Genomic DNA, 24,858 nt, shown 5'->3' with positions numbered 1-24,858 from the left:
CTTTTTTATTATCTGCTCGGATTACATTATAAAAACATGCCTAATTTTATTAAAAAAATTATTTCAAAATAAAAATAACCTCTAACTATGTAAATATTGCAAAAGAAGATAATCTCATAATTGTCTATCTCTATCTAAACACTTATGAGATCATCTCCTTTTATTTTCATCTGCTAAAATATATTTATTTAGAAATAGTTCAACTAAAACTATGTCCTATACATACTATTTATCATATTACTAACTAAATCATCCATGGATATGTTTTCTAAACCTTTTGGCATTTTGAAATTAGGATCATTTAAATCTCCACCCATTTTTGTAATAACTTGCTTCGCCTTTTCTTCATTTTTAGTATCCGCATTTACAATAACCTTATAGTTTATATCTGCAATTTCTTCAAATCCACCCATACCACTTACCATGGGACTTGCAGCAGCCAATGGTCCAAGCATTGGATCACCTAATGGATCATCACTTGTAAGTACATAACTTGCTAGACTATTTGTACTGCTGGCAGTAGTTGGTAAATTAGTTCCTGGATTATTGATACCTGTGTAATGATCATTTATATCTACTACTGCATCGTTTATGCCTACTTTTTTTAATGCTTCTACTGCTTCATTTGCAGCTTTAATTCCACTAAAGTAACTTTCTATCTTCATAAAATATATCTCCTTCTTTAGTTGATTAGTTTAAAAGTATTTTTTCACTATTCATCAATTAATATTCTCAAATATACTTGTTTTTAATAATTTACTAAGTATATTTTTACACAAACTAATAAAACTAATACTGATTGGAGGTGTTAATGTATGAGTAGAAGACCTTTAGTTCCAGAATCAAAAAAAGAACTTGAAAAGTTGAAAAATGAATTTGCAAATGATATTGGCATAGAATTTAACAATAGCTATGAGGGAAATAAAACCGCAAGGTTAAATGGGCATGTTGGTGGCTCAATTGGTGGGTTAATGACTAAAAAGATGGTAGAAACATTTGAAAAGAATTTAATTGATAAATAATTTTGTCACGTTATAAAATAAGAAAAAATCACACTAAATTTAGTATGATTTTTTTCTTATTTTATTTCCATTTCTTTAATGCCTTAATCATAAAACTTTTTACATTTATATTATAAACTTTCTCTAGATCTTCTTCTGAAAATACTTCTTTAGGTGTTCCTTTTCCAATGATTTCTCCCTCACTGAGCATTACAATCTTTTCACTAAATAAATTAACTAAATTTAAATCATGCAATACACCTATTACAATTTTATTATTCTCTTTTGCCCAGCAACTCAAATATTCTAATATTTCAACTTGGCATTTTAAATCTAAATGATTTGTAGGTTCATCTAGTAAAATAACCTCAGGATTTTGAGCAAAGGCTCTTGCTAGGAATACCCTTTGTAGCTGTCCACCAGATAATTCACTTATTAGCTTATCCTTTAATTCAAAAAGACCAACACTTTTTATAGCTTCAATTACAATATTTCTATCATCTTTGCTTAAAGAAGATAAAACTCCTTTTAAATAAGCATACCTGCCTAAAGATACGGTTTCATACACAGTATATGGAAAATATATATTGTTTGTTTGAGTCATTAATGCAATATTTTTGGCTAACTCTTTTCTATTTAAATTTTCTATATTAATAGAGTCTAATAATATATTTCCACTATATTCAATGAGCTTACCTATAGCTTTCAAAAGTGTACTTTTGCCACATCCATTTGGACCAACTATACAAAGTATTTCTCCTCTTTTAGCTTTAAATGTGATATCTCTTACAACATCTACCTTATCATACCCACAGCTTACATTTTTAAGCTCTAACATAAAATCACCTACTTCGATTTTTTAAAATATATGTATGCAAAGAATGGAGCTCCAATTAGTGCTGTTATCGCTCCAACGGGTAGTTCTGATGGTACTATTATAGTTCTTGCAACTAAATCAGTAATCACCATAAAGCATCCTCCAAAAATTATGCAAGTTGGAATTACAATCCTATGTTTTGCACCAAACATTCTTCGTACAAGGTGAGGAATAATTAAATCCACAAAGCCAATCGTTCCACTTAATGCTACTGCACTCCCTGTTAATATTGCTGAAAAAACAAGCAAATTTCTCTTTATTCTGCGTGTATCTACACCAACCGATTTTGCTTGTTCTTCTCCAAAAGATAATATATCCATTTCCCTACAGTAAAATATAACTCCTGTAATTCCCATTATAAAAAATGGTGTTCCTATTTTTACATATGACCATCCTTTCATAGAAAAAGATCCCATTTGCCAAAGTACTATGCTTTTTATATCCTCACTATATAATGCTGTTATAGTTGTGAGAATTGCATTGAAAAACAAAGAAAACACCATTCCAGATAAAATTATAGTTGTATTTGACATGCCCTTATCAACTATAGATGCAAATTTCACAATAGAAAATACAGTTACAATTCCACACAAAAATCCTACTATGGGCATTGTTAGTTTCCCGATAAATGGTATTGAAAATCCAGATACTATAAGTAATCCAATTCCAAGAGAGGCACCTGAAGATACTCCTAAAGTATATGGGGATGCTAATGGATTTTTAAGTACAGATTGAACTACAGCACCGCTTACCGATAGTGAACCTCCTACTATAAATGCTAATAAAACTCTTGGTAATCTCAAATTCCAAATTATTGCTACATCATTATTATAAATACCTTTAGATAGTGGAATTCCAAATATTTTATATACAATTATAGATAAAATATCTTTAATACTGGTATTAGCACCTCCAATAGAGGTTCCAATGCATAAAATTAAAAATGTTAGCAAAATTAATAATAAAATTGCTTTATTATTTTGATTAATTCTTGGTTCATTTTTATTGTTATATGTAGTTTGTGGTGTTTCTTTATAATTGTACATCTTATTTATACCCTCTTTTTTCAGTATGTAACTTCTATAACAAATTGTTCTTGGTTGTGCTTCGCACTTTTATTAATGTGTATATTTTTCTGGATAAATTGCTTTAGCCATTTCTTTAAGTGCTTTTAATATGTTTTGAGATGGTCTAGATGACGAGTCTTTATCAATAACAAATATATTATTTTCCTTAACCGCAGTAATATCTTTCCACCCATCACGAGTTTTAATAGCTTCAACAATATTTTCTGTTGGTTCACTAGTAATTATCACATCTGGATTAGCTTTTAATATAGATTCCTCACTTGGTGATATCCATGAATTTTCATTTGATAATATATTTTTTGCGCCAATTAGTTCTATCATTTCATTTAAAAAAGTACTATTTCCAAAGCTATATAAAGATGGAGTCGATCCTATTTCAAAATAAACACTTTTTTTATCAGTGATTGTCTCTCCTATTTTTTTAATAGTATTTAGTTCATTTTTCATATTATCTACTATTTCTGTACCTTTTTTATCAGTACCTGTAATTTCAGCCATAAAATTTATATCTTCATAAATACCTTCTATACTAGAGCTAACTGGTATGTACACAACCTCTATTCCAGCTTCTTTTACAGCTGCAAATGGATCTTGATTTCCTGATTTATTATGACCTGAAGCTATTATTATATCTGGCTTTAAACCAACAAGAGTTTCAGCATCTGGATTTCTAAAATCAATTTTAGGTAAGTCTTTAGGTACACCCTCAATGCCTATTGAGTACTTATCTATTGCAACTAGTTTATCTGCAAGTCCGAGCTCAACTAATATTTCTGTATTTGACGGTGCCGTAGATATTATTGTATTTAATTTTTTAGGTAATTTAAATTGATTACCTGCTCTATCTGTCATTGCTGCAGTTTTTTCTGTGCATCCAATTAACATAGTCATAATCAGTGTAAATATGAAAACTAACGATAAAAGTTTGTTTCTAAATTTCATAATGTCCTCCTAAAATTATTTTTAGATTTAAGGGCAAATTAAACAAAGGCATACCCTTTTGAGAGTATGCCTAAAAATGCATAACTGTATAAGTCCAAGAATAATAAAACTAAAGTAAATGACTAAAGCTTTAATAAATAGAAATATACTTTCTTTTCTAATATCCCACCCTCAGAGGATATTAATTTCGTATAACACTAAGGTATCCCGACTTAACTTCAGCCTACTCTCAAAGCCTTCCCAATTTCTCAGTGGCATTTTAAGCATATTAAATTAACAACAATTCATTATCGTTTCATTGTCGTTTTCTTTTATATGCCCTAGATTTCGTCAGTTTTACGGTTACTGGGGTAGTCGAAGATTTTCACTTCATTCCCTATTGCATGTTATACTCTATTTTTTAGATTATATTCAATAACTCACATACTGTCAACTTGACACACAAAAAAGGTGGTTAAAATATATATGAAGAGATTTAATCTCATCAACGTATGTATTTCTATGAATGTTTTTAAGAAGATGATAATGTATGATCCTAAAATTACTGACTGCATAATTGAAAACTGGAGCAATATTGTAGTTTCTTATTATTCAGAATAAATAAAATGAATTTTATTTTTCATTCTTTTCAGATGTTATTACTCTCCCATTAATATTATTATCTTATAAACCTATGAAAATAACTCAATAATGTAAAATTGTTCTTTAATTTTAAAATAAAACTTGACAAAATTGGTCTTATATTATATTCTCTAATTGAGAATGATTTTCAAACTTATTGAAAAGTTGTAGGGAGTGGTAGTAAATGAAAATAGTATATTGGTCAGGAACGGGTAATACAGAAAAAATGGCAGAATTGATTAGAGAAGGACTTGTAGAAGCAGGTAAAAATGCTGAAACAGTAGTTGTCTCAGATGTAAATGTAGACGAATTACTAGACGAAGAAGTAATTGTTTTAGGTTGCTCTGCAATGGGAGACGAAGTACTAGAAGAGTCAGAATTCGAACCACTTATTGATGAAATTTCAACTAAGCTTTCTGGTAAAAAAGTTGCACTATTTGGCTCTTATGGTTGGGGAGATGGGCAATGGATGAGAGATTTTGAAGAAAGAATGATAGGCTATGGTTGTACTATCATAGATACTCCATTAATAATCCAAAATGAACCTGATGATAACAAACAAGAGTGTATAGATTTTGGTAAGAAAATAGCTCTTGCATAAAATAAGTTTGGCGGTGATATGAAATGATATATCTAGATTTTTATAATAAATTAGATTCAATGCATAATAAAGAATATATAGAAACTTTTTTAGTATACAATTTATCATTAGTAATTGCAGGAATCAAACCAGCTGTTACAATTACAATAAAAAAGAATAATCAAAAGTTATATAATAGTTGGAATGATTTTGGAAGTGATTTTATAGAGACTATAAATTTTAAGTTTATAGAATTAAGAGAAAGCTGTGACTCAATTATAGTTATGATCTATGATGAATTTATATTAGAAAAAGATTTAAATAAAAAGTCTCATATGAAATTTTTATTTAATATAGGATATCCTTCTAATGTATGTATTAATGATTATATAAATGTATTAAAAATCAGATATGAAAAATATCACTGCCCTCATGAGCTTGGATTATTCCTTGGAATACCCTTTAAAGATGTTAAAGATTTTATGGAATGTACTACAAAAAAATGTTTATTATGTGGATATTGGAAGGTATACAATGACAGTAATAAAGCAAAGGCAATTTTTAATAAATATGATAAAGTAAAAGAATACACTATAAAAAATATGCTTAAAGGGAATTCATCGCGTGACCTCGTTTTAAGTATAAAGAACTCCTTTTATGAAAATGCTAAATATATATAGCTCCTCCAAATTATATATATTTAGTTCAAATAGAAATAGATAATTAAAACTATTATATTAACTATATAATAAGTGAACGCTTTATCTTATTTTTTAACAGAAATATGTTCATTATATTCACACACTACCATGAATGTATGTAATTAACCACCATAAAAATTTTCAGTTTACACACACTGAGAATTTTAAACAATGAGTACAAACTACTATTAATTATTATCCTAAATATAATATATAAATATATTCCATAAAATTTATATAAAAGGGCTGTTGAACAACTAAAAAATTAGTAGTTCAACAGCCCATATTTTAATTTATATATTATAATTGTCACTTTGCATTTCTAATCCTTTATGTTTCATAATCCCTTAAGCAACAATTTTATTTGACTTTCTAAGTGTTCTTTTGTTATTGCCCCTGAATTATCTTCAACAATATATCCATCTTTATCAATAAAAATAGTTCTTGGTATAGCTGAAATATTATATATATTTGATGCATCCATTTTATTATCAAATAAAACCTTCATATTATAATTATTGTCTTTTATAAATTGCTTAGCAATGCTTATAGTTTCTCTTTGACCATCAGTTAAGTCTATCATTAAAATAGCTATTTTATCTTCGCTATACTTCTTTGACATTTCATCAAATGAAGGCATCTCTGACTTGCAAGGTGGACACCAACTAGCCCAAAAATTCAATACTACGGGAGTTCCTTTATAATCTGATAACTTTACTTCCTTTAGATCTTCATCATAAACAACAAAGTCTTTTGCCATAACTTTATTCTTATCTGATCCTTTTGTAGAAACTTTATTTTGAATCTTTATATTTCCACTTTTCCCAGTTTCATTGCTTATATTTTTATTATTATATTTTGAAGCTAAGAAACCATAGCCAAAATATGTACTTACTAAAAATACTACAAAGCAAAAAAATCCCATTACTAGTAAAATTGATTTTTTATTATTATTCATAGATTCCTCCTAAAATGTTAAAAATGAAAGTACTTTATTTAAATAACCAGTCATAATTGAAATACCTATAATCACAAGAATTATTCCAGATATCCTATTTATAACTTTATAATTGCTTTTTATAAAATTAAATGCTTCCTTTAGCTTATCTATTAAAATAGCACATATTACAAAAGGTATACCAAGTCCTATACTATAAATTAAAAGCATCATAGTACCTTTTAAAATATCTTGTGAGTTAACTGCAATCATCAAGGCAGTTCCTAAAAATGTACCAACACATGGTGTCCATCCTATTGCAAAAATCATTCCAAACAAAATAGAAGATAAAAACTTAAATGTCTTTATTTCAGCATTAATCTTTAGATTTCTTTCTAAAAATGGAATTTTAAATATTCCCATATAATTTGTACCGAACAAAACTACTATAAATCCACCTAACATATTTATAATAGCACTTTGTTCTTTTATAAAGCTTCCAAAGGTTCCAGCGAGTGTGCCTAATAATGTAAATATTATCGTAAATCCTAATACAAACCCTAAAGAATTTACTAATGCATTATATTTATTTTTATCATATTCTTCATTTCCACCTGCAAAATATGATACATATAAAGGTAATAGTGGCAAAATACAAGGTGATATAAAGGTTATAATTCCCTCTAAAAATAACAGAAAATATTCCATACTTTATCAGTCTCCCTAAAATGTGTTTAATAATTTCATTTGCAAGTTTGTAATCTGATTCTTTTTCTAACATATATTATAAAGTATTTATATATATATTTATATGGTTAAGTCACATATTAAGAATAAATTCTCTATATAGGTATTACGGATTAATTCCCTCCTAGCTTCTGCTAATGCACGATTAATTAATGGAGTAATACACTCAACCCAATTGTCAGAAGTAAATTTAGATTTATCTTCCATTGCACTTCTATTCATAGTTCTCGCATTCATGCCATTATTTACTCTAAATATTCCTACTTTAGGTAATTTACTAATAATTTGAGTTATTCCGTGACAAGACTTGAACTGAGCTGAAATGTTCAATAGTTTATCTTCTCTAAATTAGAAATATTACTTATGTTTAAAGATATAATAATCTTAAATTAAATCATTGATATATACGTGAAAAACAGATACTCTAACTTTAACTTAGACTATCTGTTTTTCATGTAAGATCAATTATACTTTTACTTTCTATAAATATGCATTCACCTTATTTGTTATATTTTGTTCTGGCATAAAACCTGCTAAATTTTCTACAGGAACTCCATCCTTAAATATAATCATAGTTGGAACTGCAGCTATTCTATACTTTTGAGCTATATTTCTGCTTTCATCTACATCTACCTTAAAGAATTTAGCTTTGTCTCCCATTTTATTACTAACTCCTTCAAACACTGGACCTAACATCTTACATGGGCCACACCAAGTTGCCGAGAAATCAACAACTACTACGCCTTTAGTATTTTCAACACTTTCAACAAATTCATTACCATTTATTGCTTTAACCACACTTAACTCCCCCAATTTATATTTTAAAATTTTTATTACTTCTTATACTTTAATTATAACTTTATCTTTTTACTATTTCTGTGACTTAATCACTTAATTAATTTATCTAAAATTATATTCAGTAACAATACTTTATCTAAGTTCACTTAAAGCAACATTTTTTGAACCTTTATTGTATCCATTAGCATATTCTCCACATTCTCTAACATCTACAATATATGCATTGTTTTCTACAAGTTCTCTAACTTTATCTACATTTACTTGCTTAAAATCACCATTTAAAAGATTTTAACCAACATATCCAGCATAATTATTCATTTATGCCCCTCCTTATCTTTATTATATATTAGTCTTTCACTAATATATGTGATTTAGTCACACACATATACAATATAACAAAAGAGAGGATAACCCATTTTCTAGTTTCCTCTATTCTAGCTCAGACAAACTATTTTATTATATCTTATAAATCAGTTTTCTTCTTAAATCTTTTCAGAATTTTCAGGTGAAACTTTTCGTTTACAGCATTTTTTACACCTGCATAAAGGTTCACCCTTATCGCAAAGTATATAATCTCCACCTTGAATTTTTAATGTTTTTCCTTCTACCAATGACTTTGCCAGTTTTTTTCGTGCATCGTTATAAATTCTTTGTATAGTTGTTCGTGCAACATCCATTTTCTCTGCACACTCTTCCTGTGTCATTTCTTCTAAATCAATAAGTCGTATTGTTTCATATTCATCTACGGTCATTAAAATAATCTCTGTTCTTATATTTGTGCTGTTCCGCGGTCCAAATGAGTCTATTTCAGGTAAGAAACATACCTTTCTGCATTTTCTAGGTCTTGGCATTCCTTTTCACCTCTGACTTTATAATTATTGACATATGTTCTTTATAACCTTATTATAATATATAAAGGGCATATGTCAATAACATCTTGATACATCTGCTACTTTAATAAATTTTTATTGGAGGAATAATTATATGAAAATTGCATTACCAACACGTCAAAACATAATCGATAGTCACTTTGGGCATTGTGAATATTACACAATTTTCACAGTTGATAACAATACTAAAGAAATAGTTAATGAAGAAACCCTTGCATCCCCAGCTGGCTGTGGATGTAAATCAAACATTGCTACAACTCTTTCTGAAATTGGAGTGGAAATCATGCTTGCAGGCAATATGGGCCAAGGAGCAGTTAACGTTTTAAAGAATGCAGGTATCGAAGTATTACGAGGATGCTCTGGAGATGTGAAAACAGTAGCTCTTAATTGGCTTAATGGCTCAGTTTCTGACTCCGGTGAATTATGCGATGAGCATGAGCATGGATGCCACAACTAAAAATATATAATAAAACAATAGTAAAAAAGAGAGGATAAACTATTTTCTAGTATCCTCTCTTTTAACTCTGAAAAATTATTTTATAGTTATTTTATTATATCCTATAGCTTTCTTAGGGCAAGCAGTTACAGATTGAATACATTGTATACAATCTGGATGACTTAATATATCACCTTTGTAATCATAAGGAACTAGTCCTAATGGACATTTCTTTTCACATATTTTACATGAAACACATGATGATGATACATTTAATACTTTTTTACTTTTTCTAAATTTTGATATAACTGATGCCATAGTTCCCATTGGGCAAAAATTACACCATGTTCTATGATTATATCTTAAAGATAATAAAATACCCGTTATAGTTGTTACAACTATTATTAATTTAAACTAACAGCTTACCATCTATAAAAAATTGTTATAATTTATTTTATCCGATAGCTAGAATCCGTAACTCTCCCACCTATTCAAGTGAGAGATAACGGCTGCACGCTCCTGGACATTGTGACCCTTGAGGTTATAAGTTCTTCTAAGCTTCAGGTTGAGAAGTATTCCTCTATTAATAAAACTCCATCTGAAGCTAAGAATCACTTTATTATTTAGAAAAAATCATTTTTAAAGATATCAAAATCATTAATATTCCAAATGCTTTTTTTAAAATGGATAATGGTATATTATTAGCTATTTTGGCTCCAAATACTGAACCAATAACTAAAAATATACATATCAAAATCCCTGCTTGCACATTTACCTGTCCTCTTTTGTAGTAACTAATAAAAGCTAAAATTCCAACAGGAGGAAGCAAAATTGCAAGAGATGTTCCCTGTGCTTTTAACTGACTAAATCCACATAAGTACATTAATGCAGGTACAATTATTATGCCTCCACCAATCCCAAACATTCCACTCAGAATTCCAGCCATTAGGCCAATTGCTATAAATAATATTATGTTTGTCATTAATATCATCTTCCTTTTACTCTACTTTTATAATTGCTTAAAAATATAAATATTATCCAAACTAAAATTCCACTTAAACTCATTAATTGAGCAATTCTTATATTTCCTAGCATTAAACTATCGGTTCTCATTCCTTCGATTATAAATCGACCTATAGAATACAATCCAATGTATGTAAAAAATACGATTCCATTTTTTTTGTTTTTCCTTAGCATGCCCATTAATATTATAAATACTATTATGTTCCAAGTGGATTTATATAAAAAAGTAGGATTATAGAAGATTCCATTTATGTGCATACCTTTTTGAATAAACATAGGAAAATGTTTAAATCAACTTTTCTCCATTTACAATTATAATTTGCTATTAATATTCCTAGTGTCATTCCAGTTGCAATTATTATTCCATACCATCTTATATCAAATCCCATTACTGAAAATGCTGTTGGATTCATAACTTCACGTCCTATCTTTTAATTTTGTAATTTTTGTATAACCATAGCATATTCTCCCATTGCTATACCAACAAACGCTGATTTTTGTATGTGCAATTTCATACATATATTTTTTATAAAAGTAGTAATAATACCACTTATATTTTCAATGTTATATTCATAGCTTAATAATTCTTCTTCTATTATTTTTAATTTAAGATTTTTTATAACTATTTTAGTATAAGTTCGCTATATATCAATTCCAATAATGTAAAAGTCCCTTGGATTCACATCATATAAACTAGGTTTCCTTCCACCTGTAGATTCTCCAATATCCGTTATTTTATTATACAATAAAATCCGAATCTCTCTATTTAGTGTAGTTAATTTTATTTTAGTCTTATCTATCAATTCACTTTTAGTTATAGGACCTTTTTTTTGTATAATATCAAATATGTATTTACATCTCTCATTTAATGATTCAAAACTTTTATAGTCTTCCAAAAAATTTCACTTTTCTTTCATTATATTAAGGATATTATGTTTTAACCATTTTAGAAATAAGTTTTGATGATTTAACGTAATTATAAATTAAGTTTAATGTAGATATTTTTTATTATCTTGGTTTTTATAAATTTATAAATAATTAATAAAAGCAATAAGCATTCATATATAAATGTTTATCGCCTTACTTATCCTTATTAAATTTTTTAACTTAAATCATTATTATGATCATTTAACTTTTTAGTCTCTACATACCTTAACATATTCTAGGTAACATATTACCCTCTAAAGGTCCTAATATTCTCTTTCCACCAAAGCTATTTTCTATAAATATATTCTGAGTAAACTCCTCAACAAATTTGCCTATAATTCTTGCACCTTTCCCTTGATCAATTGATTGAATTATCTTTAGTACATTTTGAGCTTCGAACTCTTTAACAACTAGTACCATTCTTCCTTCACATGCCATGTATAATGGATCCAATCCTAAAAGCTTATTTATAGACTTAACACTTTCACTAATAGGAATATCTTCTTCAATCAAGTGTATTCCGTGTTTGCAAAGTAAAGAAAATTCATGCAATACAGTAGCTAATCCCCCACGAGTCGGATCTCTCATTATCTTTATAGAAGTAAAATGTTCTTTAAGTTTTTCTATAAAAGGATATAATGCTGCACAATCACTTTTAAAATCACCTTTTACTTTGATGTTATATCTCTCTACAGCAATTGTTGTTCCATGTTCACCAATTCCCCCTGTTACTATAATCCTATCGTTTGCTTCAATGGGTTTTACCTCATATCCATTTGTTATATACCCAATTCCACTAGTATTAATAAAGATTCCATCTACACTCCCTTTTTCCACTACCTTTGTGTCCCCGGTTACAATCTTAGCTCCACATTCTAGGCAGGTATGCCCCATAGATTTCACAATTTTTTCAAGAATTTGCATTGAAAATCCTTCTTCAATTATAAAACTCGCACTTAAATAAAGTGGTTTTGCTCCAGATACAGCTAAATCATTAACAGTTCCGCAAACTGCAATCTTACCTATGTTTCCCCCTGAAAAAAACAGTGGCTTTACCACAAAAGAATCTGTGGTAAAAGCCATTTTCCCTTGTATTGCTGTAAATGTTGCTGAATCCTGCTCTTGCAAAAGAATATTATTATTAAAATGTTTGTAGAAAAGTTGCTCAATTAATATTTTTGTATGTTTTCCCCCATCACCATGAATAAGCTTAATCACTTCATTCATCTATTCCACTCCCTTATACTTATGAAAAATAGAGCATGATCCCTCAGAGGATACCATACAAGGTCCTATTGGATGCTCTGGTGTACAATTTTTCCCAAAAAGTTCACATTTATTTGGCAATTTCTTTCCCAATAAAATTTCACTGCATATACAAGTTTTAATTTTATTTTTGCTTAAAGTTTTTTCTAAATTTATTCCAAATTTTTTGGTAGCATCATAACTTCTATATTTTTCTCTCAAGGAAAATCCCGAATCGTTAATAATTCCTATTCCCCTCCATTCTTCATCACAATATGTGAATACTTCTTCCATTAGTTTATTTGCTCTTTTGTTTCCTTCTAGGGTTACACAAGTTTTATATAAATTTTCAAAATTCTTTTTATCTTCACATTGTTGTTTCATTAAAAAATATAAAGCTCCTGTAATCTCCAAAGCTTCAAAACCTGCTACTACTGCTGGAATATTATATTTATTTGCAATAAATTTAAAATAGTCTGACCCTTTTACTGCCGCGACATGTCCTGGACAAATTAATCCCTGTATATTGTGATTAGGATCTTTAAGTATATGATGCAAGATTGGCTCCATTCTCTTCATTCCTATTAAAAAGGAAATATTTTTTATACCTTTTTCCTGTGCCATCTTTATGGTTAGAGCAATTAGAGGAGTTGTAGTTTCAAATCCTACCCCAAGAAAAATTATCTCTTTGTCTTTATTTTCTTCTGCAAGTGTTATTGAATTTAAAGGAGAATATAACACTTTAATGTCTTTTCCCTTTTCTCTTTGCTCAATTAAATTTTCTCTACTTCCATTTACTTTCATCATGTCTCCAAATGTGCTCAAAATAACATTTGGATGTTTAGAAAGCTCTATAGCTGCATCTATATAACTTTCTGAAGTAACACAAACTGGACATCCTGGACCAGATAGTAAGTGTATATTTGGTTCAACTAATTGTCTAATTCCAAATTTTGAAAGAGCTTGAGTATGAGTTCCGCAAACCTCCATAACATTGAACTTCCCAATTGAAGACTGTTGAATTTTTTTTATCATACCTTTAATCAAGGTTTGTTTATCCATCTTTATCCTCACTATCTAGTATTGATTGAAATATTTTCTGTAATTCTTCAAAATAATCCTTATCAATCTTTTGAATAGCACATCCTGCATGAACTAAAACATATTCTCCTACCTTTAGGTCTTCAATAAGCTGAACATTAACTTTACTCTCTAATCCCATAATATCTATTATTGCACTATAATTATCTATCTCTATAACCTGAGCTGGCACTGCAAGGCACATATATCTCCCTTCCTTCTCTATAATTAGGCACATTCAAAAAAAATAGCAAGTCCATCATTCTTACACTTTAAATTGTTCATTGTTTTCCATAATTGCACTTGCAACATGAAGTTGTCCAAAAGAAATTCCTCCATCATTGGTAGGAATTTGTTGATTATAAAAGACTTTAAATCCTTGCTTAATTAGATTTTTATATATTCTTTTCAAAAGATATTGATTTTCAAAAACACCACCGCTAAGAACAACTTTATTTATATGTTCTTTTTCTCTTAATTTACATACTAAAGCGCATGAAGCTTCAATAAGTGAGTTATGAAATCTTGAGGATATTTTAGAAATTAACTCTTTTTTTTCAACGTCTTTCAATATTCCTTCTATAATACCTTTATATTGAATATTAAAAATACCATTATCCTCTTTGATATTCCAGAAATAACTTTCATAAGCTTCATCGTCAATAGCATTTTCTAATTCTATTGCAGCTTGCCCATCATAAGTTATATTATTTCTAATTCCACATAGTGCTGCTACTGCATCAAACAATCTTCCGACACTAGAAGATAAGAAGCAATTTATGTTTGAATTTAAGGCTTGTTTAACTACTTCAATTTTTTCATTTTCCACATCTTGAATTATTTCAAGTAAATCATAACCCAAAGCATATAAATAACTTGCAGCACATCTCCAAGGTTCTTTTATGGCTTGCTCTCCTCCTTGAATCTTTACGTATTCTAGTTGTCCTACTCTTTTAAAAAAGCTTCTATTTCCAACAAAAAATTCTCCACCCCATACTGCTTCATCAAGTCCAAATCCAGTACCATCAAATATAATTCCAATTACATTATCATAAATAGAATGTTCAGCCATGCAACTAACCATATGAGCATGATGATGCTGAACTTCCACTTTTCTTACTTTCTGTTCCTTTGCATAGTTAGTACTTAAATATGATGGATGCATATCATGTACAATTAATTCTGCGTTAATATCAAATAAATTATTGAAATGTCTCAGCATATATTTAAAATTTTCATAACAATCAAGTTCTCCTAAATCACCTAAATACTGACTTGAATATGTATATCCATTTTTAGAAATGCATATTGTATTCTTCTGTTGACCTCCAACAGCTATAATTTGTCTATTTAGATTAATTTTCATTGTATAGGGAGTATAGCCTCTACCTCTTCTAATAACCCTTTCTGTTTCATTTATAACCTTTACGACAGAGTCATCTTCTGTAACATAAATTTCTCTATCATGAATTAAAAAATAATCTGCAACTTTATTTAAATGTTTTACTGCTTCTTCATTTTTATATTCCATTATCATTCCACTTATATTTCCACTAGTCATAATTAAAAGATTTAGGTTTTCACTTAATAACAAATGATGTAGAGGTGTATAAGGCAACATGACACCTAAATTCTTTTGCTTCGGTGCTATAATCTCTGGCACTGAAGAAGGATATTTCTTTTTTAATATTAAAATAGGTCTCTTATTACTACTTAATACTTCCTCTTCTCTATCAGATATATAGCAAATTTCTTTAACAATTCCAATATCCTTTGCCATCAAAGCTAATGGCTTATCTTTTCTATATTTTCTACTTCTAAGGAGATTAATAGCTTGTTCATTCCTTCCATCACAAACTAAATGAAATCCCCCAATCCCCTTAATTCCTAATATTTTTCCTTCTTCAATAAGTTTAATAGTTTCTTTAATTGGATCTTCGCAATGAATTTGCTTTCCTTGATTATTTGTTAGAAAAAGTTTAGGACCACATTTTTCACAGCAATTTGGCTGAGCGTGCAATCTCCTGCTGAGGGGATTATCATATTCTTTTTTACAGTCTTCACACATAGAGAAGTCTTCCATAGTGGTATTTTTTCTATCATATGGCAAAGCTTTAATAATTGAATACCTAGGACCACACTGAGTACAATTTGTAAAAGCATATCGAAAGCGAGAATTTCCTTTCTTTTTTATATCCTCTAAACACTTAGGGCAAGTAGCTATATCAGGTGAAATAAATTTTATTGCATTTTTCTGATTAATACTTTCCTTAATCACAAATTTGTCTTTATTAGTATATTTAGAAATGAGCAAATTATTTTTAATAGGACTACACTGAACCTTTTCAATCTTTGCAAGGTTAGGTGGCTTTTTTATAACATCCAATATAAAATGTTTTATATTCTCCCTCTTACCTGAACAATCAATTAATACAGCACCACCTATATTTTTAACATATCCATAGATTTTGAAATCATTTGCTTTTTTATATATAAAAGGGCGAAATCCAACCCCTTGTACAATCCCGTAAATTTTTACTATATATCTCATATTTTGAAGACCTTCTTCTATGTTGTTTTAATTTTCACTTTGTTCTCCTTCAATGCTTTTAAGAATAGCAGTTTGATCCTGTATATCTTCCCTCTGTACATTAATTTTTGTCCATTCTCCAACTAAATTTCCATGAGCATATTTAAGATGGTCATAAAGATTGTCCGAATGTACGTGACTTCTATGATTTACAATAACAGTAAATGAATTAACTTTATTAATATTATTAGCTTTACATATTTCCCTTAATTCCTCAGAAATCTTACTTAATAAAATAGTATCATGCATATTTTTTCACTATCCCTTCATTTATCTGATGTCTAGCCACTGTAACACTTCCACTTCTTTAAGTGGGAGATAACAGTGGCTAGCCCCTAGACATTGTGCCCCCTGAGTGTATAAGTTCAACTAAGATTCAGCGGGGAATCAAACCCTACCTGAATCAAGTTTCACTTGATTTTTTATTATAGATTTTTCTATTTTATCTAAAATATTTTTAGAGATGACTTCTAATTTTTCTTGTAACACAGAACTTAATCCAAAACCAAATTCAACGTCTTTAACCTCAATTGCATAAATTTCTCCTTTAACACTAGGATAATAAAGTTTTAATAAATCTAAAAAACTATAATTATGTTGGGAATATCCTTTTTTCTTAGAAATAAAAGTATTTATGGGCAAGCAAGTAATTTCACCCGGTTCCTTTCCATAATATGCTGCATCCAAAATAAAAATAAAATCATCTCTTTGTACACTAGAAATACTATATTGAGCATCAGTTTCTCCATAAATAACTTTGATGCCTTTTTCTAAAAGTCTTTCTTCTATTTCTTTTCCAACTTCAATGCCAATAGCATCATCTTTCATTAAAACATTTCCCATAGCTATAACTTTAATATTAGACTTTCTATTTATCATAATATCTATTTCTCCACTTTCTATAGATACACCAATTATAAGTTTAATTTATACTTCGAAATATATACCATTCCTTCTTTCGGCGAGTTATCACATAAGTATGCTTTTCAAACTAAAACCTCTATTATTTCTGTATCTCCTGTATCTCCAATTAAATGAGTTGCACAAGATACACAAGGATCAAATGATCTTACAATCCGTCCAATTTCTATAGGTTCTTTAATATTATTTAATTTAGTTCTAATCAAAGCTCTTTCTATGGTTCCAGGAAGATTTGATGGATCTTTAGGTGATAAATTCCATACAGTAGGCGTTATGATATTGTAATGATTAATAACCTTATTTTCAATTGCAATCCAATGTCCAAGGGCACCTCTAGTAGTATCTGTGAGACCTATACCATAAGCCTTTTCTGGAATATCATAAATCTTTTGATTATTTGGTTTCAGCTCTACCCTTTCAGCAAGCTTCTTCATTATTGCTAATATCTTTCCTGTTTCTAAAACCCTTGCAATATTTCTATCCATACATGAATGTCCATTTGTGTATTCTCCACTGATGATTAACCGTGCTAATGGACCAACCTCCATAGGCAGACCTAAATATCGAGGAGCTTTTATAAAAGTGTATGCATCTAATTTAGATAAATCCACTTCCTCTAAATTTTCATCTTTCTTATACCATGAATAATGAATTTGTTCTGTAATTTCATCTGGTTCTAAAGGATATTTAACATTATCTTTCATTACTCCTGGTTTAACATAAGTAATTTCTGGATCTTCATATTTATTAAAAACACCATAGCTCATGAAATATGGATAAGATATTCCCTTCTTAAAATAATCAGGATAATACTTAGAAATAATTTCTACATCTTCTTTCATTGTAGTTATCACAAATGATTGTATATTTTTAATGATGCTTTTTACCTTTTCTAATTTATATGCATCTATATTTACCGTAACTCCACCTACAAAAATTCCATGACTATGAGGAGCTTTCCCACCAAGAATTGCAAGTCCTTCATGAGCTAATCTACTAAGCTCAATACTTTTAACATAATGTTCTTCTATTTTTTTATTTATTTTTTCAGGAAGTCTATAATCACTATACTGCTCTGATTCTAGCAAGTTCACACTAGAAATTTTTACATAGCTAGGAATGGAAAGTAGATAAAAGTGCCTTAAGTGGTTTTGTACGAATTCAAAACCATGCATAATATCTCGAATGTAATTATCATTTAAACTAACGGTTATTTTTAATGCATCTTCTAGTGCTAAGGTTGAAGCCATAGCATGAGCTGTAGAGCATATTCCGCAAATTCTCTCTGTAAAATATACAGCATCTAAAGGTGACCTTCCTTTTAACATTTTTTCAAATCCTCTAAAAAGTAATCCACTTGCATTTGCTTCTACAATTGTATTTTTCTTCACTTTTGCTTTTATTTCTAAAAACCCACTGATTCTTGTAACTGGATCAATAGTAATTGTTTTACTCATGACTCCTCCTTGTACCTTACAAAAGGTTCCATTCCATCAGGAAATTGTGATTGTGCACAACCAATACAGTTAGTATTATCTCCAATAGGCCAATTCACATAGCCATTCCACTTTCGTCTAGGACAATCAGTTTTGGTAACTGGCCCTCTACAACCTATTTTAAACATACACCCTTCTTCTCCAAACTTTTGTGCAAAAATACCTTTATCAAAAAATCCTCTTCTTGTACAATTGTCATGAATTGTAACTCCATAAAATAGAAGAGGTCTTCCTTCCTCATCTAATTCCGGAATGCCATAACCTACCAAATGTGCTAAAGTACCAACTACCCAATCTGGATGACAAGGACACCCAGGCAATTTAATCACTTGCCTATTTAATACTTCTTGGACACTCTTACATTCTGATGGGTTTGGCTTTGCTGCTGAAATCCCACCATGAGAAGCACAAGTTCCTACTGAAACCACATATTTTGCTTTTCCTCCAGCCAATTGTACTGCTTCTAAAGCCGTAATTATTTTCCCTTTATAATTAGCTACAATGTTATAACGTCCATTTTCCTTTGTTGAAACTGCACCATCAATAAGTAATATAAATTCTGTATCTAATGTATCTAAAAACTTTTCAAAAGCAAAATTTCCTTCTGCAGCCATAAGTGTATTATTAAAAGTAAAATTCACAATATCAGTTAAGATATTATAAAGTCCTGGATTTTCACTATTAAGCAAAGAAATTATATTTCCTGAGCAGCCTGTTACTTCTAACCAAATAGCATTCATCTTTTTAGTATTTTTAACCATTCCCACAACATCATCCGCAATTCTCTTTGAGGTCTGAATTTTAACTTTTGTAAGTGGACATCCTTCCTCACTAGTCAACTTAATTCCTCCAATAGATATTACTTTACTTTAAGTATTCCAACATTAGGTATATTACTAAGAATTTTATTCAATCCATGTCAAGAATTAAATTCCTCTGTTAAATCTTTACCAGCTGTAATACCAAAATGCGTTCCTCCAGCCTAAGCTGATTCTTTGCTCAGATCATAAACTATAACTTCAATTGCTACATAAGCAGGTTTTCCGTTACTTTCATCATACTGTGATAATTCTTCTAAAGTAAATTCTTTTTGTTCTCTATAATAATTATCACCTATAAGTTCTTTAATAGTTTTGAAGTCAAAATAAATAGACATAAACACCCCTCAAATGTCTCTATGTCTCTAGTTTATGATTATAATATTCTAAAAATGCTTTATTATATTTTTCTTAAAATTCTATTTAATTTGACAATTAACACATTAAGCAGAGAGAAACATTTGAAATAAAGTCTTTATGCATTTGTTCAAGTTTTTCTTTTTTACTTATATCTTGACTAAGAATAACACCACCTATAATCTCATGTGAAAGAAGATCTATGACGGTTTGATTTACATTAAAGTTAATCTACTTAAAGAGAGAAATAAAACTGTTGATAAGTTAGTTTCAATAGAACTATAACAACTGAAGAAGGGGGCATTAAAGGAAGCTCTAAAAAATAATCTTGAGAGTTGCAATTGAACTCCTAGTCAAATATTAGGCAGAAATGGAGATGGACGTGGGAAATGATCTATGTCTGTTGGTGGATTTAGTAGTTCAGATAATTGTCATATCAATGATACTGTAAAATAATAGGATTAAAGAATGAGACTTAGTGTTTCATTCTTTTTTGGCTAAATATTGTTGATAAATGTTTAGTTATTGCTTCATCTATAGATCGTTTTTATTCTAATCTTTCCATTAATTTAAATGAATATCCTATTGCTTCTATTTCTTCTCTACATAATATACTTCCTTCTGGTGGTCTTTTATTTAATTTAAACACCACTGCCTTTTGTCCTACCTTTTGTTTGAAATTTATACGGCTCATAGGTATATTCATATTAAATGAATCTGAAATAGCTTCAGCAGTTGATTTATGTCCTATTGCAGATATAAATCCATTTTCATCTATAAGCTTTTTAGCATCATCTACATCTATATCACTTATTTTATATACACCATTTGTTGTAGCAATTGTTCCATTGAATATTCCGATTTTCATAAATTCATTCATGCTTATCACTCCTCTAACATATATTTTATATATGAATCCATACTTTTGATTTCATATTTAAGTATATCAGTATATCAGCATATTTGGATTTTTATTTTCTAATTTTACATAACTTAACCATAATTCAGCGCTTACGAGATTAGCTGACGGATTCTGATTAAAGAAATTGACCATACTTATCCCACCAATTATAATATTCACAAAAAAATTTGTTCTCCCGCTCAAATTGATTCAGAGTCATTAATATTTTATTATAATTTATATTATGATTAAACCACAAAAACTATAAAGTATCGTGATTAGTTTGACAGCTTTGCTTCAAATTCTAAAAAATATAATTTAAAACAGTTAATTATTACAGCAACTATACATGCAATTATATTGAGAAAACACTCTATGCCACTTTCAAGAAACTGTTTTAACAGTTTCTTGAAGTTATAGGCTGCGATTTTAAATCCAACCCATAATTTTGAGCGCAATAATCCCCGGATAGGCATGGTATCAATTTTATATCTTCTCCTCAAAACAGAAGGAATACCTTCTATACCAGCCCTTTTATTTGCAAGCTTTATATACTCACTCTCGTGCATTTTTTCTCTTTGAGTAGCTGTATTATAAGCTTTTTCGCTAACTCTTATGGTATTAAATTTCTTTGATATTTTCTTTGGACATTGTGAATTTAAAGGACATTTTTCACATGTACTGGAGTCAAATTTGGCTGTATAAGATTTTGAACTATAATAAGACTCTACAGGTTCGACTCCGTTAGGACAACAACTTATTACATTTTTTTCGTCATCTACAATGAATTTTGAATAACTCAGTTTATCAGTAGATACTTTTCTGCCAACTAGTTGACTTGGAATCATTTCAATTCCTTGTTTTAAAGCATTTTTGGCTTTTTCTTGTTCATAGTAAGCACCATCAACTAGTAGTTTACAGTTTGAATTTTTATTTTGTGAAGCTAAATTAGCAATAACATCATCAGCAAATTTTGAATCGCTGTGAATATTTTGCTTAAGGTCATAGCCTGTTATAACACTGTTTTTATCATTAAATGATTCTTGTATATTAACAACATAACCAACGTTACCACCATATTTTTTTCTGTAGGTTGCATCTTTGTCAGTTGGATTTTGTAAACTAGTTGAAGTTATATCTTTTGAATCTTTAATAACTAAATTTTTTGCAGCATCTTCTGTAGTTTGGTCCTGAATAACTCTATTTAAAAGTTGAAACTCTTCTGTTGAAGTAACTATATCTCCAGCTTTCAGAGCGATATTGTATAGAATTTTAGAATGTTCGATTAAAATTGAAAGTTTTGAATCAGCCTTTAAATCTTGAGTTCTATATATAGTGTCATTTTTATGCCCCTTTTCAAGGTACGGTTTTAGTTCATCACTTATAATAGGTGGATTTATTATATTTAGAGCTTTAATAAGTCTGCTATTTATAGAATATACTAGCTCAATTCTACTTAATTTTTTGCATGATGAACTAACCATTAACGAATCCACTCTAACTTTTTTATTATCAACAGATAAATACTTAGCAATGCTTTCGGATAAAGCTTCAACTTCAGCTTTTATTAAGTCTTCATTAGTTGACGCTTCATATTCAACAAGTCTGTTTCTAAAATTTGTTAGAGTATTTATAGATACTGGTTGTGTTTCATAATTAGTTGTATTTAAAGCATATTGATATCTTACATCGAAATGAATAGAGCCGATAAGCTCTTCATCAGTCTGCTGAAATATTTCTTTTATAATTAGTAAGCCAAGAATAACATTAATAGGTGAATTAGTCCTTGAGGCTTTATTGCTATATAAAACCGAAAAACGCTCCTCATTTATTCGCGGAAAAATATGATCCTTAAATGCCTTAGCCCAACTTTTATTTAAAATATCTTGAAGGTATTTTGGCATTTGGTTGATTGGTTCAAATAATGAAGTTTGTTGAAGGTCATTTTTGCAAAACATAGTAATTCTCCTCATACGTTTAATTTTATAATGCTATTATATCATTAAATTCTAATTGGATGATATTTGTCAGCTTTTTGTGGTCTAATCACAATATATGTTGAAATAATATGTATTAGGATAAACTTATGAATAAAATTTAATATTCAACTACCTCACTAAAACTCAACTTGATAGACTTTTCAAGATAAATGCTAGAACTGAAGCATTTATTCTCAAACAAGCTCTCAATAATTTATTTAAAAAGTATAATAGATAAAAAATTTAAGAGCATATCCAGTGAAGATTTAATACTTCACCGGATATGCTCTTTTCTTTGATTTTAATTTTACTTAAATACTAATTACATTAATATTCATTAACTTGAGATATAAATAAATCATACTTTGGCAAATCTTCATATGAAACTAAACTATAGCTCATTACATACCATGTGATGATAATATAGATCATAATTTAATGACTACTGGATGCCCCTAATCCACCTGGTTTATTATGGACAGCTATTCTATCAACTAATTCTAAACATTGATTACTCATTCCTATTAAGTTAGCTTTAACTCCGTTTTTATGAAATTTAAGCACCACTTTATCTATAGAATCAACTGCTGATTCATCCCAAATTTTCACCATAGATAAATCTATGTCCACAAATTGAATCTTTTCTGTAAAATCAAAACTGTCAATAAACTTTAATGTTGATGCAAAGAATAACTGACCGTTAACTATATATATAGTTTTTGTATCCTCTTTGATTTTTTTAACCTGTATTTCAGATATTTTAGATGCAAAAAATAATGCACTTAATATTATTCCAAGAATAACTCCATAAGCTAAGTTATGAGTTAATACAACTACTATAACTGTTGAAATCATTACAAATGTATCTGTTTTGGGTACTTTTGTAATTCTCTTAATTGAACCCCAATTAAATGTTGTTATTGATACAACTACCATAACCGCACCTAAAGCAACTACTGGAATTTGCACAACAAATTTATTTAATACTATTACTGAAATCAACATTACTGTTCCTGATGTAAGTGTTGATAATCTACCTCTTCCACCATAATTATGATTTATAAGGGTTTGCCCAATCATTCCGCACCCTGCTATTCCTCCAAAAAATCCACATACTACATTAGCCAATCCTTGACCTACGCATTCTCTATTCTTATTGCTTGGAGTATCTGTTAAATCATCAATTAACTGAGCTGTTAATAGAGATTCTACAAGCCCAACTAATGAAAGTGATATAGAATACGGTAATATTATTTTAAGAGTTTCCATATTAAATGGTATATTAGGTATTAAAAAGTTTGGCAAGTCACTATTTATTTTCCCCATATCCCCTAATGTAGTTATATCAATCTTAAATATAACTACTATTAATGTAACAACTATTATTGCGACTATTGGAGATGGTACTACTCTTGTTAATTTAGGTAATAAATAAATTATTGAAATACCTATTGCGCCTAAAATTATTAAAATAAATGACCCTTTAAAATAAGGTAGTTGTGACTTAAACATCATTATTCCTAGTGCATTTACAAATCCTATCATAACTGGCCTAGGTATAAACTTTAATAAATTTCCTATCTTAAAAAATCCTAAAACAACTTGGAATACTCCTGTAAGTATTGTTGCTACAAGCATATACTCTATTCCATGTTCCTTTACTAAACTTGCTAAAACCAATGCCATTGCGCCAGCTGCAGCCGAAATCATTCCTGTTCTTCCACCAAAAATTGATATAATTAAAGACATACAAAAAGATGCATATACTCCAACCATAGGATCAACTCCAGCTACTATAGCAAATCCTATAGCCTCTGGTATCAATGCCATACAAACAACTATCCCTGCCAGTAAATCTCCTTTAATATTTCCAAACCATTCTTGTTTAATTTCTTTCATCTAA

General features: G+C 29.2%; 25 protein-coding genes, 6 pseudogenes and 1 riboswitch. Of the genes and pseudogenes, 5 read left to right on the top strand and 26 right to left on the bottom strand.

The annotated features are described in order from the left end of the window. Window positions 1-209: 209 nt before the first annotated feature. Window positions 210-665 (bottom strand): hypothetical protein, encoded by a 456-nt coding sequence (locus tag DIC82_13590; protein AWK51979.1) that lies wholly within the window; start codon window positions 663-665, stop codon window positions 210-212. 150 nt (window positions 666-815) lie between these two features. Here DIC82_13590 and DIC82_13585 point away from each other — a divergent pair, with 150 nt between their 5' ends. Next, on the top strand, window positions 816-1,022 hold the full coding sequence (locus tag DIC82_13585) for an acid-soluble spore protein (GenBank protein AWK51978.1): 207 nt from the start codon (window positions 816-818) through the stop codon (window positions 1,020-1,022). 61 nt (window positions 1,023-1,083) lie between these two features. Here the strand turns inward: DIC82_13585 and DIC82_13580 are convergent, their stop codons facing one another. From DIC82_13580 to DIC82_13570, 3 genes are all read right to left on the bottom strand, one after another. Beyond that, window positions 1,084-1,839 carry an ABC transporter ATP-binding protein gene (locus tag DIC82_13580; protein AWK51977.1) on the bottom strand — a complete coding sequence of 252 codons (756 nt, stop codon included), beginning with the start codon at window positions 1,837-1,839 and terminating at the stop codon, window positions 1,084-1,086. Between the two features lie 8 nt (window positions 1,840-1,847). Next, the gene (gene btuC / locus DIC82_13575) at window positions 1,848-2,924 is read right to left on the bottom strand and encodes an ABC transporter permease (GenBank protein ID AWK51976.1); all 1,077 of its coding nucleotides are present in this window, start codon (window positions 2,922-2,924) and stop codon (window positions 1,848-1,850) included. Between the two features lie 72 nt (window positions 2,925-2,996). Beyond that, window positions 2,997-3,908 (bottom strand): ABC transporter substrate-binding protein, encoded by a 912-nt coding sequence (locus DIC82_13570; GenBank protein AWK51975.1) that lies wholly within the window; start codon window positions 3,906-3,908, stop codon window positions 2,997-2,999. Between the two features lie 200 nt (window positions 3,909-4,108). After that, window positions 4,109-4,289: riboswitch (cobalamin riboswitch) on the bottom strand. Between the two features lie 135 nt (window positions 4,290-4,424). Between DIC82_13570 and DIC82_13565 the strand changes: the two are divergent. The 3 genes and pseudogenes from DIC82_13565 to DIC82_13555 all read left to right on the top strand — a co-directional run bounded on the left by DIC82_13565 (window position 4,425) and on the right by DIC82_13555 (window position 5,789). After that, window positions 4,425-4,508: pseudogene (locus tag DIC82_13565) on the top strand (phosphohydrolase). Window positions 4,509-4,713: 205 nt separating this feature from the next. Beyond that, a complete protein-coding gene (locus tag DIC82_13560) occupies window positions 4,714-5,130 on the top strand; it encodes a flavodoxin (GenBank protein ID AWK51974.1) in 417 nt (138 codons plus the stop codon). A gap of 23 nt (window positions 5,131-5,153) precedes the next feature. After that, the gene (locus DIC82_13555; GenBank protein AWK51973.1) at window positions 5,154-5,789 is read left to right on the top strand and encodes a DUF3793 domain-containing protein; all 636 of its coding nucleotides are present in this window, start codon (window positions 5,154-5,156) and stop codon (window positions 5,787-5,789) included. A 358-nt stretch (window positions 5,790-6,147) separates the two neighbouring features. Here DIC82_13555 and DIC82_13550 read toward each other — a convergent pair whose 3' ends face one another. The 6 genes and pseudogenes from DIC82_13550 to DIC82_13525 form a co-directional block, all read right to left on the bottom strand. Continuing rightward, the gene (locus tag DIC82_13550) at window positions 6,148-6,768 is read right to left on the bottom strand and encodes a TlpA family protein disulfide reductase (GenBank protein AWK51972.1); all 621 of its coding nucleotides are present in this window, start codon (window positions 6,766-6,768) and stop codon (window positions 6,148-6,150) included. Between the two features lie 9 nt (window positions 6,769-6,777). Beyond that, on the bottom strand, window positions 6,778-7,455 hold the full coding sequence (locus DIC82_13545) for a cytochrome C biogenesis protein ResB (protein ID AWK51971.1): 678 nt from the start codon (window positions 7,453-7,455) through the stop codon (window positions 6,778-6,780). 99 nt (window positions 7,456-7,554) lie between these two features. Then, complete coding sequence (locus DIC82_13540) at window positions 7,555-7,824, bottom strand: hypothetical protein (GenBank protein ID AWK51970.1); 270 nt, start codon at window positions 7,822-7,824, stop codon at window positions 7,555-7,557. A 150-nt stretch (window positions 7,825-7,974) separates the two neighbouring features. Next, window positions 7,975-8,292 carry a thioredoxin gene (trxA, locus tag DIC82_13535; GenBank protein ID AWK51969.1) on the bottom strand — a complete coding sequence of 106 codons (318 nt, stop codon included), beginning with the start codon at window positions 8,290-8,292 and terminating at the stop codon, window positions 7,975-7,977. 135 nt (window positions 8,293-8,427) lie between these two features. After that, a pseudogene (locus DIC82_13530) lies at window positions 8,428-8,610 on the bottom strand (pyridine nucleotide-disulfide oxidoreductase). A 164-nt stretch (window positions 8,611-8,774) separates the two neighbouring features. Beyond that, window positions 8,775-9,143, bottom strand: coding sequence for a hypothetical protein (locus DIC82_13525; protein ID AWK51968.1), 369 nt, complete (start codon window positions 9,141-9,143; stop codon window positions 8,775-8,777). A gap of 133 nt (window positions 9,144-9,276) precedes the next feature. Here DIC82_13525 and DIC82_13520 point away from each other — a divergent pair, with 133 nt between their 5' ends. Further along, the gene (locus DIC82_13520) at window positions 9,277-9,639 is read left to right on the top strand and encodes a dinitrogenase iron-molybdenum cofactor biosynthesis protein (GenBank protein AWK51967.1); all 363 of its coding nucleotides are present in this window, start codon (window positions 9,277-9,279) and stop codon (window positions 9,637-9,639) included. A gap of 75 nt (window positions 9,640-9,714) precedes the next feature. On the opposite strand, the pseudogene DIC82_13515 reads toward DIC82_13520, so the two are convergent. The 16 genes and pseudogenes from DIC82_13515 to DIC82_13440 form a co-directional block, all read right to left on the bottom strand. After that, window positions 9,715-10,023, bottom strand: a pseudogene (locus DIC82_13515) (4Fe-4S binding protein). Between the two features lie 214 nt (window positions 10,024-10,237). Next, window positions 10,238-10,600: a permease gene (locus DIC82_13510; GenBank protein AWK51966.1), complete on the bottom strand. Its 363-nt coding sequence runs from the start codon at window positions 10,598-10,600 to the stop codon at window positions 10,238-10,240. Window positions 10,601-10,605: 5 nt separating this feature from the next. Continuing rightward, window positions 10,606-11,054: pseudogene (locus DIC82_13505) on the bottom strand (hypothetical protein). An 87-nt stretch (window positions 11,055-11,141) separates the two neighbouring features. Further along, a pseudogene (locus DIC82_13500) lies at window positions 11,142-11,537 on the bottom strand (sugar kinase). A 256-nt stretch (window positions 11,538-11,793) separates the two neighbouring features. Beyond that, window positions 11,794-12,795, bottom strand: coding sequence for a hydrogenase expression/formation protein HypE (hypE, locus tag DIC82_13495; GenBank protein ID AWK51965.1), 1,002 nt, complete (start codon window positions 12,793-12,795; stop codon window positions 11,794-11,796). Next, window positions 12,796-13,875 (bottom strand): hydrogenase formation protein HypD, encoded by a 1,080-nt coding sequence (locus DIC82_13490; protein ID AWK51964.1) that lies wholly within the window; start codon window positions 13,873-13,875, stop codon window positions 12,796-12,798. It lies immediately after the preceding gene. Then, window positions 13,868-14,098, bottom strand: a complete 231-nt coding sequence (locus DIC82_13485) for a HypC/HybG/HupF family hydrogenase formation chaperone (protein AWK51963.1) — start codon at window positions 14,096-14,098, stop codon at window positions 13,868-13,870. Before DIC82_13485 ends, DIC82_13490 begins: the two co-directional genes overlap by 8 nt. A gap of 60 nt (window positions 14,099-14,158) precedes the next feature. Next, a complete protein-coding gene (gene hypF / locus DIC82_13480; GenBank protein AWK51962.1) occupies window positions 14,159-16,444 on the bottom strand; it encodes a carbamoyltransferase HypF in 2,286 nt (761 codons plus the stop codon). A 27-nt stretch (window positions 16,445-16,471) separates the two neighbouring features. Then, window positions 16,472-16,732 carry a hypothetical protein gene (locus DIC82_13475; GenBank protein ID AWK51961.1) on the bottom strand — a complete coding sequence of 87 codons (261 nt, stop codon included), beginning with the start codon at window positions 16,730-16,732 and terminating at the stop codon, window positions 16,472-16,474. Between the two features lie 138 nt (window positions 16,733-16,870). Continuing rightward, entirely contained in the window at window positions 16,871-17,362 is a 492-nt protein-coding gene (locus DIC82_13470) for a hydrogenase maturation protease (protein AWK51960.1), read from the bottom strand. A gap of 107 nt (window positions 17,363-17,469) precedes the next feature. Beyond that, entirely contained in the window at window positions 17,470-18,861 is a 1,392-nt protein-coding gene (locus DIC82_13465) for a Ni/Fe hydrogenase (protein AWK51959.1), read from the bottom strand. Beyond that, entirely contained in the window at window positions 18,858-19,739 is an 882-nt protein-coding gene (locus DIC82_13460; protein AWK51958.1) for a Ni/Fe hydrogenase, read from the bottom strand. The genes DIC82_13465 and DIC82_13460 overlap by 4 nt, the downstream gene beginning before the upstream one ends. Before the next feature lie 80 nt (window positions 19,740-19,819). Then, window positions 19,820-20,056 (bottom strand): annotated as a pseudogene (locus tag DIC82_13455) (hypothetical protein). 566 nt (window positions 20,057-20,622) lie between these two features. Further along, window positions 20,623-20,943 (bottom strand): hypothetical protein, encoded by a 321-nt coding sequence (locus DIC82_13450; protein AWK53091.1) that lies wholly within the window; start codon window positions 20,941-20,943, stop codon window positions 20,623-20,625. Between the two features lie 311 nt (window positions 20,944-21,254). Next, window positions 21,255-22,949 carry a DDE transposase gene (locus DIC82_13445; protein AWK51957.1) on the bottom strand — a complete coding sequence of 565 codons (1,695 nt, stop codon included), beginning with the start codon at window positions 22,947-22,949 and terminating at the stop codon, window positions 21,255-21,257. A 441-nt stretch (window positions 22,950-23,390) separates the two neighbouring features. Continuing rightward, window positions 23,391-24,854: a sodium-independent anion transporter gene (locus DIC82_13440; protein ID AWK51956.1), complete on the bottom strand. Its 1,464-nt coding sequence runs from the start codon at window positions 24,852-24,854 to the stop codon at window positions 23,391-23,393. Between the last annotated feature and the right edge of the window lie 4 nt (window positions 24,855-24,858).

Origin of the sequence: Clostridium beijerinckii, from assembly GCA_003129525.1 — a bacterium.
In the GTDB taxonomy this organism is placed as follows: domain Bacteria; phylum Bacillota; class Clostridia; order Clostridiales; family Clostridiaceae; genus Clostridium; species Clostridium beijerinckii_D.
The sequence above is the reverse complement of the archived record's forward strand: the minus strand, read 5'-3'. Positions and strand labels throughout refer to the sequence as shown.

Bases quoted from the DNA above. Each gene is read 5' to 3' on its own strand.
- DIC82_13580 (AWK51977.1), bottom strand. From the start codon at position 1,839: ATGTTAGAGCTTAAAAATGTAAGCTGTGGGTATGATAAGGTAGATGTT.
- DIC82_13585 (AWK51978.1), top strand. From the start codon at position 816: ATGAGTAGAAGACCTTTAGTTCCAGAATCAAAAAAAGAACTTGAAAAG.
- DIC82_13490 (AWK51964.1), bottom strand. From the start codon at position 13,875: ATGGATAAACAAACCTTGATTAAAGGTATGATAAAAAAAATTCAACAG.
- DIC82_13485 (AWK51963.1), bottom strand. From the start codon at position 14,098: ATGTGCCTTGCAGTGCCAGCTCAGGTTATAGAGATAGATAATTATAGT.
- DIC82_13445 (AWK51957.1), bottom strand. From the start codon at position 22,949: ATGAGGAGAATTACTATGTTTTGCAAAAATGACCTTCAACAAACTTCA.
- DIC82_13510 (AWK51966.1), bottom strand. From the start codon at position 10,600: ATGACAAACATAATATTATTTATAGCAATTGGCCTAATGGCTGGAATT.
- DIC82_13555 (AWK51973.1), top strand. From the start codon at position 5,154: ATGATATATCTAGATTTTTATAATAAATTAGATTCAATGCATAATAAA.
- DIC82_13465 (AWK51959.1), bottom strand. From the start codon at position 18,861: ATGAGTAAAACAATTACTATTGATCCAGTTACAAGAATCAGTGGGTTT.
- DIC82_13470 (AWK51960.1), bottom strand. From the start codon at position 17,362: ATGATAAATAGAAAGTCTAATATTAAAGTTATAGCTATGGGAAATGTT.
- DIC82_13590 (AWK51979.1), bottom strand. From the start codon at position 665: ATGAAGATAGAAAGTTACTTTAGTGGAATTAAAGCTGCAAATGAAGCA.
- hypF (AWK51962.1), bottom strand. From the start codon at position 16,444: ATGAGATATATAGTAAAAATTTACGGGATTGTACAAGGGGTTGGATTT.
- DIC82_13525 (AWK51968.1), bottom strand. From the start codon at position 9,143: ATGCCAAGACCTAGAAAATGCAGAAAGGTATGTTTCTTACCTGAAATA.
- DIC82_13545 (AWK51971.1), bottom strand. From the start codon at position 7,455: ATGGAATATTTTCTGTTATTTTTAGAGGGAATTATAACCTTTATATCA.
- DIC82_13440 (AWK51956.1), bottom strand. From the start codon at position 24,854: ATGAAAGAAATTAAACAAGAATGGTTTGGAAATATTAAAGGAGATTTA.
- DIC82_13560 (AWK51974.1), top strand. From the start codon at position 4,714: ATGAAAATAGTATATTGGTCAGGAACGGGTAATACAGAAAAAATGGCA.
- DIC82_13475 (AWK51961.1), bottom strand. From the start codon at position 16,732: ATGCATGATACTATTTTATTAAGTAAGATTTCTGAGGAATTAAGGGAA.
- DIC82_13570 (AWK51975.1), bottom strand. From the start codon at position 3,908: ATGAAATTTAGAAACAAACTTTTATCGTTAGTTTTCATATTTACACTG.
- DIC82_13450 (AWK53091.1), bottom strand. From the start codon at position 20,943: ATGAAAATCGGAATATTCAATGGAACAATTGCTACAACAAATGGTGTA.
- DIC82_13550 (AWK51972.1), bottom strand. From the start codon at position 6,768: ATGAATAATAATAAAAAATCAATTTTACTAGTAATGGGATTTTTTTGC.
- DIC82_13520 (AWK51967.1), top strand. From the start codon at position 9,277: ATGAAAATTGCATTACCAACACGTCAAAACATAATCGATAGTCACTTT.
- btuC (AWK51976.1), bottom strand. From the start codon at position 2,924: ATGTACAATTATAAAGAAACACCACAAACTACATATAACAATAAAAAT.
- hypE (AWK51965.1), bottom strand. From the start codon at position 12,795: ATGAATGAAGTGATTAAGCTTATTCATGGTGATGGGGGAAAACATACA.